Annotated in this window: 13 protein-coding genes; 10 read left to right on the plus strand and 3 right to left on the minus strand. The window is 61.4% G+C overall.

What is annotated here, in order from left to right:
- The first annotated feature begins 26 nt into the window (after positions 1-26).
- From HU730_RS03780 to HU730_RS03820, 9 genes are all read left to right on the plus strand, one after another.
- On the plus strand, positions 27-782 hold the full coding sequence (locus tag HU730_RS03780) for a response regulator (protein WP_054898482.1): 756 nt from the start codon (positions 27-29) through the stop codon (positions 780-782).
- Positions 779-2,107, plus strand: coding sequence for an ATP-binding protein (locus HU730_RS03785; protein WP_096144662.1), 1,329 nt, complete (start codon positions 779-781; stop codon positions 2,105-2,107). The genes HU730_RS03780 and HU730_RS03785 overlap by 4 nt, the downstream gene beginning before the upstream one ends.
- Positions 2,108-2,385: 278 nt before the next feature.
- Positions 2,386-3,342, plus strand: a complete 957-nt coding sequence (locus HU730_RS03790) for an ABC transporter substrate-binding protein (RefSeq protein WP_106118144.1) — start codon at positions 2,386-2,388, stop codon at positions 3,340-3,342.
- 22 nt (positions 3,343-3,364) lie between these two features.
- Entirely contained in the window at positions 3,365-4,696 is a 1,332-nt protein-coding gene (locus HU730_RS03795) for an LLM class flavin-dependent oxidoreductase (protein WP_186527313.1), read from the plus strand.
- A gap of 101 nt (positions 4,697-4,797) precedes the next feature.
- Positions 4,798-5,637 (plus strand): helix-turn-helix transcriptional regulator, encoded by an 840-nt coding sequence (locus tag HU730_RS03800; protein ID WP_054898486.1) that lies wholly within the window; start codon positions 4,798-4,800, stop codon positions 5,635-5,637.
- A gap of 36 nt (positions 5,638-5,673) precedes the next feature.
- A complete protein-coding gene (locus HU730_RS03805; RefSeq protein ID WP_186527314.1) occupies positions 5,674-7,056 on the plus strand; it encodes an aspartate aminotransferase family protein in 1,383 nt (460 codons plus the stop codon).
- 146 nt (positions 7,057-7,202) lie between these two features.
- Entirely contained in the window at positions 7,203-8,582 is a 1,380-nt protein-coding gene (locus HU730_RS03810; RefSeq protein ID WP_186527315.1) for an APC family permease, read from the plus strand.
- Positions 8,583-8,735: 153 nt separating this feature from the next.
- A complete protein-coding gene (locus HU730_RS03815) occupies positions 8,736-10,226 on the plus strand; it encodes an aldehyde dehydrogenase (protein ID WP_186527316.1) in 1,491 nt (496 codons plus the stop codon).
- A gap of 131 nt (positions 10,227-10,357) precedes the next feature.
- On the plus strand, positions 10,358-11,290 hold the full coding sequence (locus tag HU730_RS03820) for a cupin (protein ID WP_186527317.1): 933 nt from the start codon (positions 10,358-10,360) through the stop codon (positions 11,288-11,290).
- Between the two features lies 1 nt (position 11,291).
- Here HU730_RS03820 and HU730_RS03825 read toward each other — a convergent pair whose 3' ends face one another.
- From HU730_RS03825 to HU730_RS03835, 3 genes are all read right to left on the minus strand, one after another.
- Positions 11,292-12,197 carry a LysR family transcriptional regulator gene (locus HU730_RS03825; protein ID WP_054918931.1) on the minus strand — a complete coding sequence of 302 codons (906 nt, stop codon included), beginning with the start codon at positions 12,195-12,197 and terminating at the stop codon, positions 11,292-11,294.
- 117 nt (positions 12,198-12,314) lie between these two features.
- On the minus strand, positions 12,315-12,575 hold the full coding sequence (locus HU730_RS03830) for a metallothionein (protein WP_034127423.1): 261 nt from the start codon (positions 12,573-12,575) through the stop codon (positions 12,315-12,317).
- Positions 12,576-12,631: 56 nt separating this feature from the next.
- A complete protein-coding gene (locus tag HU730_RS03835) occupies positions 12,632-12,859 on the minus strand; it encodes a hypothetical protein (RefSeq protein WP_034127424.1) in 228 nt (75 codons plus the stop codon).
- A 247-nt stretch (positions 12,860-13,106) separates the two neighbouring features.
- Here HU730_RS03835 and HU730_RS03840 point away from each other — a divergent pair, with 247 nt between their 5' ends.
- On the plus strand, positions 13,107-14,834 hold the full coding sequence (locus HU730_RS03840) for a hydrogenase maturation protein (RefSeq protein WP_186527318.1): 1,728 nt from the start codon (positions 13,107-13,109) through the stop codon (positions 14,832-14,834).
- The last annotated feature ends 124 nt before the right edge of the window (positions 14,835-14,958 follow it).

Raw genomic sequence — 14,958 nt, forward strand, 5'->3', positions numbered from 1 at the left:
TTGAAATAAATGACCCCAGCGCCGGAATGGTTTTAGATGTCGTTCTTTTTTTGGCCTGGGAATCTGTGAACGTGAGCAGACTGCTGATCGTCGATGACGACGTGGAAGTGCTGGCATTGCTGAAGAAATTCTTCGTCCAGCACGCCTATGAAGTCGACGTGGCCGCCGACGGCGAGGCCATGTGGGCGGCCGTCGCACAACAGCGGCCGGACACGATCATCCTCGACCTCATGTTGCCCGGCGAAGGCGGCCTCAGCCTCTGCCAGAAAGTGCGGGCGCAGTTCGGCATCCCTATCATCATGCTCACGGCCATGGGCGAGCTGAGCGACCGCATTGTTGGCCTGGAGCTGGGCGCCGACGACTACCTGACCAAACCCTTCGCCCCGCGCGAATTGCTGGCCCGCCTGCGCGCTGTGCAACGGCGTGCGGGACAGCCGGTCATCGCGGCCGACGAGCGCTCACGCCCGGTGATTGCCTTCGCCGGTTGGCATCTGGATATCACCTGTCGCGAGCTGCGTTCGCCGGAGGGCGTCATGATCCCGTTGTCCGGTGGCGAGTTCGACCTGCTGGTAGTGTTTCTCGAACACCCCCAGCGCATTCTCACCCGCGACCAGTTGATCGACCTGACCCACGGCCAGGGCCACGACGCCTTCGACCGCAGCATCGACGTGCAGGTCAGCCGGCTGCGGCGCAAGATCGAGCCCGATTGCAAGCGCCCGGACCTGATCCGCACCGTGCGCAATGGCGGCTATCTGTTCACTGCCCCGGTGACCCGCGCATGATTCGCCGCCTGCTGCGCCGCGACACCCTGAATCGGCGGATCGCCCTGACCATTCTCGCCGCGATGCTCGCCTCACTGGCCCTCAATGCCTTGTTCGTGCAGGTGGCCGGGGTGTGGGCGCGTCCGCCCATCGACCGCACGGGGTTGCTGGAACAAATGGCCGCGACGTTGAAAGTGATCGAGGCGGCGCCTGCGCCGTTGCGCTCGCACCTGGCTGCAGCGGCCAGCGATGCGCGGTTGCAGGTGACGTGGCATACCGACCCCGTGGATTTCGGCCTGCCCAGCGGCGGCAACGTGCTACAGGCGGGCGAAGTCCCTGGGATACAGGCGTTGTTTGGCACGGGGCGCACCATTCAGGTGTACAGCCCGGACGATTGGCCCCGTGGCAGCCCCGACGCGCATTATGTCGCGCTGGTGCAGTTACTTGATGGCAGCTGGTTGTCCTTCATCCCACCCGAACGCAGTTGGGGCCTGAGCGCACCCACGCGGATTGCGGTGATCATCATCCTGGGGTTGATCGCCACCTTGCTGGTCGCCTGGGTGGCCACCCGGCAATTGGCCAAGCCGTTACAGCGTTTCGCCAGTGCCGCCAGACGCTTCGGCGGCGATCTGCGCGCACCGCCCATCGACATCGAAGGCCCCGACGAAATACGCCAGGCCACTATCGCCTTCAACACCATGCAGGCGCAGATCCAGCACTTCATCGGCGAACGCACCCAGATGCTGGCAGCCATTTCCCATGACTTGCGCGCGCCTTTGACGCGGATACGCCTGCGCTGTGAGTTCATGGAGGATCTGGACCATCAGCACAAGCTGATTCGCGATGTCGAGGAAATGCAGTCGATGATCAACGCCGCGCTGGCGTTTTTCCGCGACGATACGGTACTGGAGCACAGCACGGCATTCGATTTGTCTGAATTGCTGCAAACCATCATCGACGACTATCGCGACCAGCAGCTGGCGGTCGACTTCCGGGGGCCGCCCCATCTGGTCTATCACGGCCGGCCATTGGCGCTTAAACGGGTGGTGGTCAACCTGCTGGAAAATGCCGCCAAGTACGCCCGGCACCCCAGCATTGCTCTGAGTGTTGACGACCAGAGGGTGTGCATCGAAGTCAACGATGAGGGCCCGGGGATTCCCGAGGCGGACCTGGAGCGTGTGTTCGACCCTTTCTTTCGTCTCGAGACCTCACGCAACCGCAATACCGGTGGGGTAGGGCTTGGGCTCTCGGCAGCGCGGGCCATTGTGCGCGAGCAGGGCGGTGAGCTGAGCCTGAACAATCGACGTGGGTCGGGGTTGGTGGCTCGGGTTGAATTGCCGCGCTAGCGTGATGCGATATGCGCATTATTAATGAATTAGGTTATGCGTTATTAGTATTTTACATCTCGCCTTCAGCCCCACGAAAATAGCCCGGACACCCAAAAACCTGTGGCGAGGGAGCTTGCTCCCGCTGGGGCGCGAAGCGGCCCTGCTCTTGTCAGGAGCATGGGGCCGCTACGCAGCCCAGCGGGAGCAAGCTCCCTCGCCACAGATAAAAGCTTTTTAAAACCGAGACCGTGCGTGCGGATCGACTTGAATGCCCCACAAGGCATCTGGAGACGAACGTGCGTTACCTCAAAACCCTGGTGGCCGGGTTGGCCGCCTCTTTGCTGTGCCTGACGGCGCAGGCGCAAACCCTGGTGGTCGGCGACCAGAGCTACAACGCTCAGGCCGTGATGGAAGCGGCGGGGGTGCTCGATGACCTGCCTTACACGCTGGACTGGAAGCAGTTCACGGCCGGGTCGCCGGTGGCCGAAGCGCTCAACGTCGGCAGCCTGGACCTGGGCCTGCTCGGGGATGCCCCGGTGTTGTTCCTGGGCGCCTTGGGTGCACCGATCAAGGTGATTGCCGTCAGCCGGCAAAATCTCGACGGCGTAGCCATCCTGGTAAAAAAAGACTCGTCGATCCACAGCCTGGCCGATCTGGCAGGCAAGCGCGCTGCGATCTGGAAAGGTTCCTGGAGCCAGCAACTGTTGCTGACCGCACTGGACAAGGCCGGGGTTGCGCGGGATTCGCTGCAATGGCGCTACCTCAGCGCCCTGGATGCCTCCCACGCGCTGGAAGGCGGTGCAGTTGACGTGATCGCCACCTGGGAACCCTACGTCACGCAACAGGAACGCCAAGGTGCGCGGGTGCTGGCAACCGCTGAAGACTTGATCCCGGCCCAGAGTTTCATTGCCGCCAACGCCAGTGCTGTCGAGGCCAAGCGTGAACCCATCAGCGACTTCCTCCAGCGCCTGAAAAAAGCCCGCGACTGGGCCCGCCAAAGCCCGGCCAACGCCAACGCGTATGCCGATGCCTGGGCCAAGCGCACCCGCGCTGATGCCGACATCGCTCGCGTCTGGTTTGCCCGCGCACGCACCACCGTCGAGCCGCTGACGCCTCAGGCGCCCATCGAGGCGCAAAAGACCGTGGACTTTTTTGCCGGCCTGGGCCTGGTCAAGTCTTACTCGGCCGCCACGTTGTTCGACCCTTCATTTGCAGCCGCCTTGCAGCCCGCCGTCGCCACCACCCAGCCCTGACCGCTTGAAGGACTACTGCGCAATGACTAAAAGACAGCTCAAACTGGGCGCCCTGACCATGGGCTGCGGTGGGCCGGGCCGCCATAACCTGTGGCTTGATCCGCAATTGCCGGCCGATGCCAGCGTCAACGTCGATTGGTACATCCAGATAGCGCGCCAGGCCGAGGCGGCGCTGTTCGACCTGCTGTTCATCGTCGACAGCCAGTTCATCACCGAAGGCTCGCCTTCCCATTACCTCAATCGCCTGGAGCCGCTGACCTTGCTGTCGGCACTGGCCGTGAGCACGCGGCATATCGGCCTGGTCGGTACGCTGACCACCTCGTATAACTCGCCCTATAACGTCGCCCGGCGCCTCGCCTCCCTGGACCTGATCAGCAAAGGCCGCGCCGGCTGGAACGTGGTGACCAGTGGCGATGCCGGTACCGCCGGCAATTACAGCCGCGACGAACATTACGACTATGCCACCCGCTACGGGCGTGCCGCCGAACACGTTCAGGTGGTACAGGGGCTGTGGAACTCTTACGAAGACGATGCGTTTGTGCGTAACCGTGCCACTGGGCAGTTTCTCGACCCGAGCAAGCTGCACAGCCTGAATCACCAGGGCGAACACTTCTCGGTGGTGGGCCCGCTGAATATCCAGCGCTCGCCCCAAGGCCAGCCGGTGATTTTCCAGGCCGGCGACTCGGAGCAAGGCCGCGACCTGGGCGCCGCCACCGCCGATGTGATCTTCACCCACGCGGCCAGTATCGAGCAGGGCCAGGCGTTTTACCGGGATATCAAGGGCAGGGCGGCACAACGGGGGCGCGATCCGGAACAGGTACTGATCATGCCCGGTGCGGAAATTTATGTGGGCGACACCGATGCCCATGCCCGGGAAATCGAGCAGCACTACCATCAGCTCGACCACAGTTTTGCGCTGGCACTCAAGGAGTTCGGGCGCAATTTTGGCTGGCATGATTTCAGCCAATACGACCTGGATGCGCCGTTCCCGCAAGAGAGCCTGGAGGCCGCGCGCAGCAGTTTTTTCACCGCTGCCAAACGCATCGCCGACCAGGCGCGGGAGCAGGGCTTCAGCCTGCGCCAGGCCGTCGAATTTGGCCGGCAATTGCGCCCAGGCGCGTTCGTGGGCAGCGCCGTCACGGTGGCGCAGAAAATGGCGGATTGGTTCGAGGCACGGGCGGTGGACGGGTTCAATATCTACATCGGGCACCCTGGGCAATTTGATCGCTTTACTCAGGAGGTAATCCCTTTGCTGCAAGAGCGCGGTGTTTATCGCACGGCCTACGAGGGCTCGACCTTGCGCGAAAGCCTGGGCTTGGCGATTCCGAGGTTCCAGCGCACCCCCTCACCCTAAGGGGTGATTTCGATGACTTTGCGGGTGTGGGACTATCACTTCAGTCCCCGGCGCCAGTGTCCTGGTGTCGCACCCAACCGTTATGACGGCGAGTCTTCGAAGTGGATAATGATCGACTGTCTTCAGCCCAGTGGTTCGAACAGATAGCCAGGGTGACCGAGAGCATCGGGCACGCGGGGTTTGCCGCCACGTTGTTCGATGCCCTAGGGTGTATCCGCCCCATTCAGGCCACGACCTTGTACCTGTACCCCCACGACGGCATGCCCAGCGCATTGTTCGAACTGGACGGGCCATGGCTGCCCCAGGGCAATGTGCGCCAGTACCTCTCCGGTTTTTACTTGCTCGACCCGTTCTACGGCGCCTGCGTGGAGGGCGCCACTTCCGGCTGCTACGACCTCGCCGATGTGGCCCCCGACCACTTTGAGCACAGCGAGTACTACCAGTCGTTTTACCGGCATTCGCACCTGGAGGATGAGCTCAACTACATCCTGCAGGCGAGCAACGGCTTGAGCCTGGCGGTGTCGCTGGCCTTTACGCAGAAGCTCGACGCGGACACCACCGAGCATTTCAAGCGCATAGCACCATGGGTATTGGCAGTGCTGGGCAAGCACTTCGTCGGCCTGGAGACTCAGGGCGCGCGTTTCGAAAGCCTGTTGGAACAGCGTATTCACTCGGCACTCAACAACTTCGGCTCCTCGCTGCTCACCGAACGCGAATGCCGGATCACCCAGTTGATCCTGCGCGGCCACTCCACACGTTCGCTGGCCGAGCGCCTCGGGGTCTCCGAAGACACCATCAAGTCCCACCGCAAGCACATCTACAGCAAGCTCGACATCGGCACGCAATCGGAACTGTTTTCCCTGTTTATCGACTCGTTGGCCGAGGCCCAGGGCGGGCTGAGCAAAGACCCCCTCGAACGCTACATGAGCAAAGGCCGTTGACCGGCTGCATGACTACCCACAACAAGAGAAAAAGCCATGAACCTACCCTTTGAACCGCAACGCCAGACCCAGGACTACCAGGCCTCGGACGCGGCCCACCATATCCATGCCTTTGTGGATCAAAAGGCGCTGAATGCCGAAGGCCCGCGCGTAATGGTCCGCGGTGAGGGCCTGTACCTGTGGGACAGCGAGGGTAAGCGTTACCTGGACGGGATGTCGGGCCTGTGGTGCACGCAGCTGGGTTATGGGCGCAAGGACCTGACCGCTGCCGCGGCTGCGCAGATGGATCAGCTGGCGTACTACAACATGTTCTTTCACACCACTCATCCGGCGGTGATCGAGCTGTCCGAGTTGCTGTTCAGCCTGTTGCCAGGGCACTACAGCCATGTGATCTACACCAACTCCGGTTCCGAAGCCAATGAGGTGCTGATCCGCACCGTACGCCGCTACTGGCAAGTGCTCGGCAAGCCGCAGAAGAAGATCATGATCGGTCGCTGGAACGGCTATCACGGCTCCACCCTGGCGGCGTCTGCCCTGGGCGGCATGAAATTCATGCATGAAATGGGCGGCTTGATCCCGGACGTCGCGCACATTGACGAGCCTTATTGGTACGCCCAGGGCGGTGACTTGACTCCGGCCGAGTTCGGGCGGCGCTGCGCCCTGCAACTGGAAGAAAAAATTCTGGAGTTGGGCGCGCAAAACGTCGCCGGTTTTATCGCTGAACCTTTCCAGGGCGCCGGCGGCATGATTTTTCCGCCAGAAAGCTACTGGCCAGAGATCCAGCGTATCTGTCGCCAATACGATGTGCTGCTGTGCGCTGATGAAGTGATTGGCGGTTTCGGTCGTACAGGTGAGTGGTTTGCCCATCAGCATTTCGGCTTCGAACCCGACACGTTGTCGATCGCCAAGGGCCTGACCTCAGGTTACCTGCCCATGGGCGGTTTGGTATTGAGCAAGCGCATGGCCGAAGCCCTGGTAGAGCGGGGCGGGGTGTTTGCTCATGGACTGACGTATTCCGGGCACCCGGTTGCGGCGGCGGTGGCCCTGGCCAACCTCAAGGCCTTGCGTGACGAAGGGATCGTGCGCCAGGTAAAGGACGACACCGGGCCGTATTTGCACAAGCTCCTGCACGAAGTCTTTGGCAACCACCCGCTGATCGGCGAGATCCAGGGCACCGGCCTGCTGGCAGCCTTGCAGTTTGTCGAGGACAAAGGCACGCGCAAACGCTTTGCCAATGAAAACGACCTGGCCTGGCAATGCCGCACTTTTGGCTTTGAAGAAGGCGTGATCATTCGCTCGACCCTGGGCCGCATGATCATGGCGCCGGCCCTGGTAGCCAGCCGCGCGGAGCTCGATGAACTGGTCGACAAGACCCGCATTGCGGTGGACCGCACCGCACGGATCGCGGGAAAACTGTGAAGGGCTGAGCCCCCGCGTGCCGCTTCGGTTGAACAGGGTGGGCGGCCCATAGCGGCCTGCCCACCGCTCCCAATGGATGACTCATCAAAGGTGTCGATTTGATCGAACGCCGCGGCGCCCTGCATTCCACTTTCCAGGAGTCAGCAATGAATACAATAACAAACGTAGCCGATACTCCCGTCCATCAAACCCCAACCCCACCAACCTCATCGCGCCGCTTTCGACAACCCCTGGGCCTTGTCGGGCTTGTACTGTTCGGGCTGGCGTATATGGTGCCGCTGGCGGTGTTCACCACCTACGGTCTGGTGACCCAAATGACCAAGGGGCACCTGCCCACCGCCTACCTGTTGACCCTGGCTGCCATGCTGCTGACGGCCTACAGCTATGGGTGCATGGTCAAGGCGCACCCGTATTCGGGCTCGGTCTACACCTATACGCGCAAGGCGTTTGGCGCCTCCTTCGGCTTTATCGCCGGCTGGACCTTGCTGCTGGACTACATCTTCCTGCCGCTGCTCAGCTATTTGCTGATCGGCATCTACTTGTCCGAATACTTTCCTACCGTGCCCACCGCGGTATGGGTATTGGGCTCCATTGCCCTGGTGACGGCGCTGAATCTGGTGGGTATCGAGTCGATTACCCGGGTCAATTGGGTGCTGATCGTGGCCCAACTGGTGTTCATCGTGGTGTTCGTGGGGTTGTCGATCCACAACCTCAGCGGGCAAGCCGAGCCGGTGTCGCTGCTCAAGCCGTTTCACCATGAAGGTTTCAGCGTGCCGCTGATCATGACCGGCGCGGCGGTGCTGTGCTTGTCGTTCCTGGGGTTTGATGCCGTGTCGACCATGGCTGAGGAGACACCTGACCCGCGTCGTACCATTCCGCAGGCGATCATGGCGGTGTCGCTGATCGGTGGGTTGCTGTTTTTGGTGGTGTCGTATTGCGCCCAGATGGTCTTCCCGGAATGGAATAGTTTTGCCGATCCCGACTCGGCTTCGGTCGATGTGATGCGCCGGGTCGGCGGCGAGCTACTGGTGAGTGCGTTTACCGCCACCTATGTGGCGGGCTGTTTCGCCTCCGCGATGGTCTCCCAGGCCAGCGTGTCCCGCGTGCTGTTCGCCATGGGCCGCGACGGCGCGTTGCCCAGGGTATTCGGCAAGCTGGTGACGAAAAAACGCGTGCCGGCCAACGCGATCATGCTGGTCAGCCTGTTTTCGCTGATTGCGCTGTTCATCAGCCTGGACACCGTGGCCAACATGATCAGCTTTGGCGCGCTGTTCGCGTTTTCGGCGGTGAACCTGGCCGTGATCAAGCATTACCTGGGCGACCAGAAGCTGCGCGGTACACGCAACTATCTGCTGTACGCCGCCCTGCCGGGCCTGGGGTTTCTCAGCACGCTGTGGTTGTGGACGAGCCTGTCCGGCCTGTCGTTCACCATCGGCCTGTGCTGGATGGCCCTGGGGCTGGTGTGTTTGTTCTGCGTCACGCGTGGGTTCCGGGTACGCATGCCGGAACTGCAAATGGCCGAATGAACAGGCCCCACCTCGGTTCATCCGTAGGAGCGAGCTTGCTCGCGAAAACCGTCAACGATAACGCGTTCTTCCTGGATGAACGCGGCGCCCTTGAGTTTTTCGCGAGCAAGCTCGCTCCTACAAAAGCCTTACGGCCCAATTCAGGAGTACAGCATGTTCAACCTCGACTATTGGCAGCAACGCGCTGCCCGGCAAACCTTCATCAACACCGCCTTGATCGACGGCCAGGCCGTCGCTGCACTGTCCGGGGCGACCTTTGACGCCATCAACCCGGCGACCAACCAGCTCCTTGCACGTGTCGCCGCCTGCGGTGAGATTGAAGTGGACTTGGCAGTGCGCTCCGCACGCCGCGCCTTTGACATCGGCCCCTGGCGGCGCATGCCTCCAGGCGAACGCAAAAAAGTCCTGATCAAACTCGCCGACCTGTTGATGACCCACCGCGAAGAACTCGCACTGCTGGACTCCCTGAACATGGGCAAGCCGGTAATGGACGCCTATAACGTCGACGTACCCGGCGCGGCCCATGTTTTCGCCTGGTACGGTGAAGCCCTGGACAAGCTCTACGATCAGGTCGCGCCGACTGCCCACAACGCGTTGGCGACCATTACCCGCGAAGCATTGGGCGTGATCGCAGCGGTGGTGCCGTGGAACTTCCCGCTGGACATGGCCGCCTGGAAATTGGCACCCGCCTTGGCGGCAGGCAATAGCGTGGTACTCAAGCCCGCTGAGCAATCGCCGTTTTCCGCCTTGCGCCTGGCCCAACTGGCGCTCGAGGCGGGCGTCCCCGAGGGCGTGCTGAACGTGGTGCCAGGCATGGGCGAGGGCGCCGGCAAGGCACTGGGGTTGCACCCGGACGTCGATTGCCTGGTGTTTACCGGTTCGACCCAAGTGGGCAAGTACTTCATGCAGTACTCCGCGCAGTCCAACCTCAAGCAGGTGTGGCTGGAGTGTGGTGGCAAGAGCCCGAACCTGGTGTTTGCAGACTGTCAGGACCTGGACCTGGCGGCGGAGAAGGCGGCCTTCGGGATATTCTTCAACCAGGGCGAGGTGTGTTCGGCCAATTCGCGCCTCTATGTGCAACGCTGCATCCACGACGAGTTCATCGAGCGCCTGATCGATAAATCCCACGCCTGGATGCCCGGCAACCCACTGAACCCTGCCAGCGCCGCCGGTGCAATTGTCGACAGCGGGCAAACCGCACGCATCATGCAAGCCATCGGGCAGGCTCGCGCAGAAGGCGCCACGCTGTTGACCGGTGGCCAACAGTTGAACATCGAGGGTTGTTCAAACTTCATCCAGCCGACGATATTCGCCAGCGTCACCGCTGACATGAGCCTGTCCCGTGAGGAGGTGTTTGGCCCCGTGCTGGCGGTGAGTGCCTTCGATACCGAAGAACAGGCGATACGGCAAGCCAACGACAGCGTCTACGGCCTGGCGGCATCGGTGTGGAGTGATGACCTGAACCGTGCGCATCGCGTGGCGCGTGCCCTGAATGCCGGCACCGTGTCGGTCAACACCATTGACGCCCTGGATGTGACCGTGCCGTTTGGCGGCGGCAAACAGTCGGGGTTCGGGCGCGATTTGTCGCTGCATTCGTTTGATAAGTACACCCAGTTGAAAACCACCTGGTTCCAATTGCGTTAACTGCCCCGTTTCGCATAACTGCTGTGCCGTTACAGGCATTCATCCGCCAGTGGGCAATGCCTATAGTCCACTTAGCCCGTGCAGCGCTTCAACCGTGCTGCGCGATCCAGCCCAAGACTGAGGTGAGCCTGATGAACCGTGAATTCGACCCCGCACTGACGGATATCAACCAAGTGGACGCCGAGTACTTCGAGTACAGCAAGGCGGCGAATCCCATCAGTGCCAACCTGATTTCCCGCATTCCCTACCACAGCTTTCCGGCCTCGCTGTATGACAATGGCCCCTCCCGCGTGGTACCGCTGGACCTCAGCGACGCCTTGGGCTGCGAAGGCCCTGCGACAGGCCCCGGGCTATGCGCGAACTTCATGCGCCTTAACCGTGGCGACACGCTGACCCTGCAACCCAACGCCACTTCCCAGGTGTTCTACGTGATTGCCGGAGAGGGCAGCGTGGTTCAGGGGGAGTATGAGATTCAATGGTCCAAGGGCTGCTTTATCGCCCTGCCGGGATTACAGCAAGCGCACTTCAGTGCCCGCGAGGATGCACGTCTTTACTATGTGCACGATGAGCCGTTGCTGCGTTACCTGGGGGTGACACCCCGCGCCGATCGCTTTGCGCCGACCCTGTACCCAGCAGCACTGGCCAACGCGAAGTTGCGTGAAGCGGCCGATGATCCCAGGGCACAGGACCGCAGCCGCATCAGCATCCTGCTGGGCAACCGTCATTTCCCGCAGACGCGCACGGTGACCCACGTGCTGTGGGCCATGTACGGGATTCTGCCGGCGGGATCGGTGCAGAAACCCCATCGGCATCAGTCGATTGCACTGGACTTCATTATTGATTGCCCCACGGGCTGTTATTCATTGGTGGGCACCGAGCTGGACGCGGATGGGCAAATTCGTAACCCGCAGCGGGTCGACTGGTCTCCCGGCCTGGCGTTTGTCACGCCACCGGGTTACTGGCATGCGCATTTTAATGAATCGGATAGCGAGGCGTTCCTGATCCCGATTCAGGATGCGGGGCTGCAAACCTACCTGCGTGCGCTGGATATCCGCTTCAGTTGAGTCACTTCCAGTCCGGTGTTTCGCCCAGTCGTTCAACGATAAAGTCGATAAAACACCGGACCTTGGACGATACGATGCGCTTGGGCGGGTACACAAACCACACCGCAAACGCCCGCTCCACGCCCTGGATATGCCATTCGGGCAGCCACACTGCCAAGTCGCCGGCCTCGATACTTCGCGCCACCAGCCAGTCCGGCAACAGCGCAAAGCCCAGGCCCTGGCGCACGGCGATGAGTTGCGCGTCCAGGTCATTGATTCGAATAACGCCGTCATGCAGCAACGGGAACGCGCGGCCGGCGGATACAAAACTGATATCGCCGGTGGTCGCCGTGCCCAGCACCGCAGGCAAACCGGCCAGGTCGGTGGGCGTGGAAGGAGGAGGGTGCTGCATGCCAAACGCCGGGCTGACCACCAAGCGATAGTGGCCGTCGCTGAGCTTGCGTGCCTTGAGGGTCGAATCGGCCAGCTCGCCAATGCGTATGGCTAAGTCGACGCCGGCATGAATCAAATTGACCTGGGTGTTATCCAGCACCAGTTCCACGCTGATCTGCGGGTAGCGCACCAGAAAGTCATTCAACGCCGGCAGGATGTGATGCCGAGCAAACGCCGGCGGCAGGTTGAGTTTCAACACGCCCCGGGGATGCTGGTTCAGCGCAGACGTGGCGGCTTTGGCGTGTTCCAGTTCATCCAATACCCTGCGTGCGTGTATCAGGAAGGTCTGACCGCCTTCGGTCAGATGCAGCGTGCGTGTGGAGCGGTTGAACAGCGCGATGCCCAGGTCTTGCTCAAGGTCCTTCACATAGCGTGAAACCGTTGAGGCCTTGATCCCCAAGCGTTCGGCCGCACGCGAGAAATTGTTGCCTTCGGCGGCTTCGATGAAGGCGGTGAGCGCGGTGAAATAGTCCAAGGGCAGCCTCAGGGCAGGGCGGTGAGACGTGCAGGTTGTTGAGTTTTGCCGGGGGCTGTCAACTGCTAGACCCTAGAGCCACGATGCAGCCCCCGTTTTCCTAATGGGTCTGAATGATCAAGGCGATATGGGATCGCTTGCAGGAAAGGTTTCTTCGATCGCCTCGTCGAGCTGGCTATCGCTGACAGCGCGGTCTTGCACCTTCACATTCGACTCGCAATGGCAATCGGCACTGGGGCACGCTTGACCCTGGGGGTGCAAGTCGGCGCATGCCTGGCTGCAGTAGGCTTTGCCGTTGCGCTGGTGACGCGTGTCATGGGTCACCTGGCAGGTGCAGCCTGGGCAGGCGCAGGTCCAACCTTGAGTTGTCGGGTTCATAGGTCCTCCGAATATTCAGTGATTGATAAACGGGCAGCGGTGTTCTGATACGTAAATCAGGGCTGCTGGTAATGCCCTGGGATGTCATGGCCTTCATCGGCCGGCTTGTTGCGCTTTTGCACCTGGACGTCGCTCAATTTCGCGTCCTTGAGCTCTGCGAAGCGCTGCCTGAGCAGGGACTCGGCCCATTGCGGGTCCAGCGTGTCTGCATCGTGCTCAAGCGTGCGGCTTTGTGGCTGGTTGTCGAGGATGAAACTGATGAGGTAATGCGCTTTCTCGAACATGAACGTGGCTCCGTTACGGTTAACAAGGCAAACCCGAGCAGGGCATGTTCGTTTGATGAGTGGGCTGCGCAGTGATTCAGAAAATATAAGCCGCTTTCACCGGCCGAACCTTGAGAACAACAGAACCCGACTATTGATCTCGATCAGGTGGCCGTGCTGGCCCGCTCTATAACCTTGGGCGCTTATCGATGGCCAGGGACGGCTCAACGAGCAGCTCTGGTCGCACATTCTCAAGGAAGAGTCAGCCATGCGATCACTCAAGATCTTGTTGTTATCATCGGCATTCAACGGTTTGACCCAACGAGCCTGGCTGGATCTGCGCCAGGCGGGTCACGACCCCAGCGTTGTGGTGTTCACCGATCAAGCCACGGTGTGCCAGCAGGTCGAGGCGTCAGGTGCCGACCTGGTGATCTGCCCATTTCTCAAGGACCGTGTGCCGCACCAACTATGGAGCCATCCGCAGCGTCCGGTGGTGATCATCCATCCGGGCATCGTTGGTGACCGCGGTGCCAGTGCGCTGGATTGGGCTATCACCCAGCAGGCCCGCCGTTGGGGCGTCACGGCTTTGCAAGCGGTGGAAGAAATGGATGCAGGACCGATATGGTCCACCTGTGAGTTCGACATGCCCGACCAGGTGCGCAAATCCGAGCTGTACAACGGCCTGGTGAGCGACGCCGCGATGGTTTGCATTCGTGACGTAGTGGCGAAATTCGCCAAGGGCTTCGTCCCCACACCGCTCGATTACACCCAACCCAGCGTCATCGGGCACTTGCAGCCGAACATGACCCAGGCCGACCGCACCTTCAGTTGGTTCGATTGCGCAGGCTTTATCAAACGCAGCATCGATGCTGCCGATGGCCAGCCCGGCGTGTTGGCCAGCCTGTTGGGCGGGCAATATTACCTCTACGACGCGCACTTGGACGCCCGCCAGGGCACGCCCGGAGAAATCCTCGCGGTACAGGACGACGCTGTGCTGGTGGCGGCCGGAGATCACAGCCTGTGGATCGGCTCGCTCAAACCCAAAGGCCCAGAGACCTTCAAGCTGCCGGCACGGCACGTACTGGCGCAAAGGCTGGCCGGCGTTCCGGTGCTGGACAGCTCAATCGCCCGCCAGCCTTTCAACGAGCGGGTCTATCAACCCATTCGCTACCAAGAGTTCGGCCACATCGGCGAACTGACGTTCGAGTTCTACAACGGCGCCATGAGCACCGAACAATGCCAGCGGCTGGTCGCAGCGTTGCGCTGGGCCAAGGCGCGAGATACCCAGGTGTTGCTGATCAAGGGCGGACGCGGCAGCTTTTCCAATGGCGTTCACCTCAATGTCATCCAGGCCGCCGACGTGCCAGGGCTGGAAGCCTGGGCCAACATTCAAGCCATCGACGATGTGTGCCTGGAGCTGCTCACCGCCAGGCAACTGGTGATCAGCGGCCTGACCGGCAGTGCAGGTGCAGGCGGCGTGATGCTGGCGCTGGCCGCCGACATTGTATTGGCTCGCGACGGTGTGGTGCTCAACCCGCACTACAAGACCATGGGCCTCTACGGCTCCGAATACTGGACCTACAGCCTGCCACGGGCGGTGGGCAGCGAAATCGCGCATAAGCTCACCGAAGAATGCCTGCCCATCAGCGCCATCCAGGCCCAGCAGTACAGCATGGTCCAGGGCATCGGGCCCCGCTGTCTGCAGGCATTCGGCCTGTGGCTTTTGCAAGAGGCTGACCGTGCGTTGACCGATGATAAGTACCTTCATACACGCACACGTAAAGCCACGCTGGATACTCAGCAAGTTGAACGCTGTCGCGACCAGGAACTGGCACAGATGCGATGCGACATGGTGGAAAATCGCCAGCAGTTTGCCGAGAAATGCCGCAACTTCGTGTTTAAACGCAAAACCTGCCAGACCCCGCAGCGGTTGATTGCGCCGTGGGCGTTGAGGTACGAGGCTGGCGTGCCGCAAAGCCGGATGCTGAATGACTGACCGTCGACGCGGGGAGGGCGCGGCGGCCAGTCCGGCCTCGCATTGGGCAATAGGGTTGCCCATAATGGAGGCCAACTCGCCCAAACGCTCAGACCCCGAGGCCCCATGGAACTGCACAACCTGA

This window comes from Pseudomonas sp. SWRI22 (genome assembly GCF_014268395.2).
In the GTDB taxonomy this organism is placed as follows: domain Bacteria; phylum Pseudomonadota; class Gammaproteobacteria; order Pseudomonadales; family Pseudomonadaceae; genus Aquipseudomonas; species Aquipseudomonas paracarnis.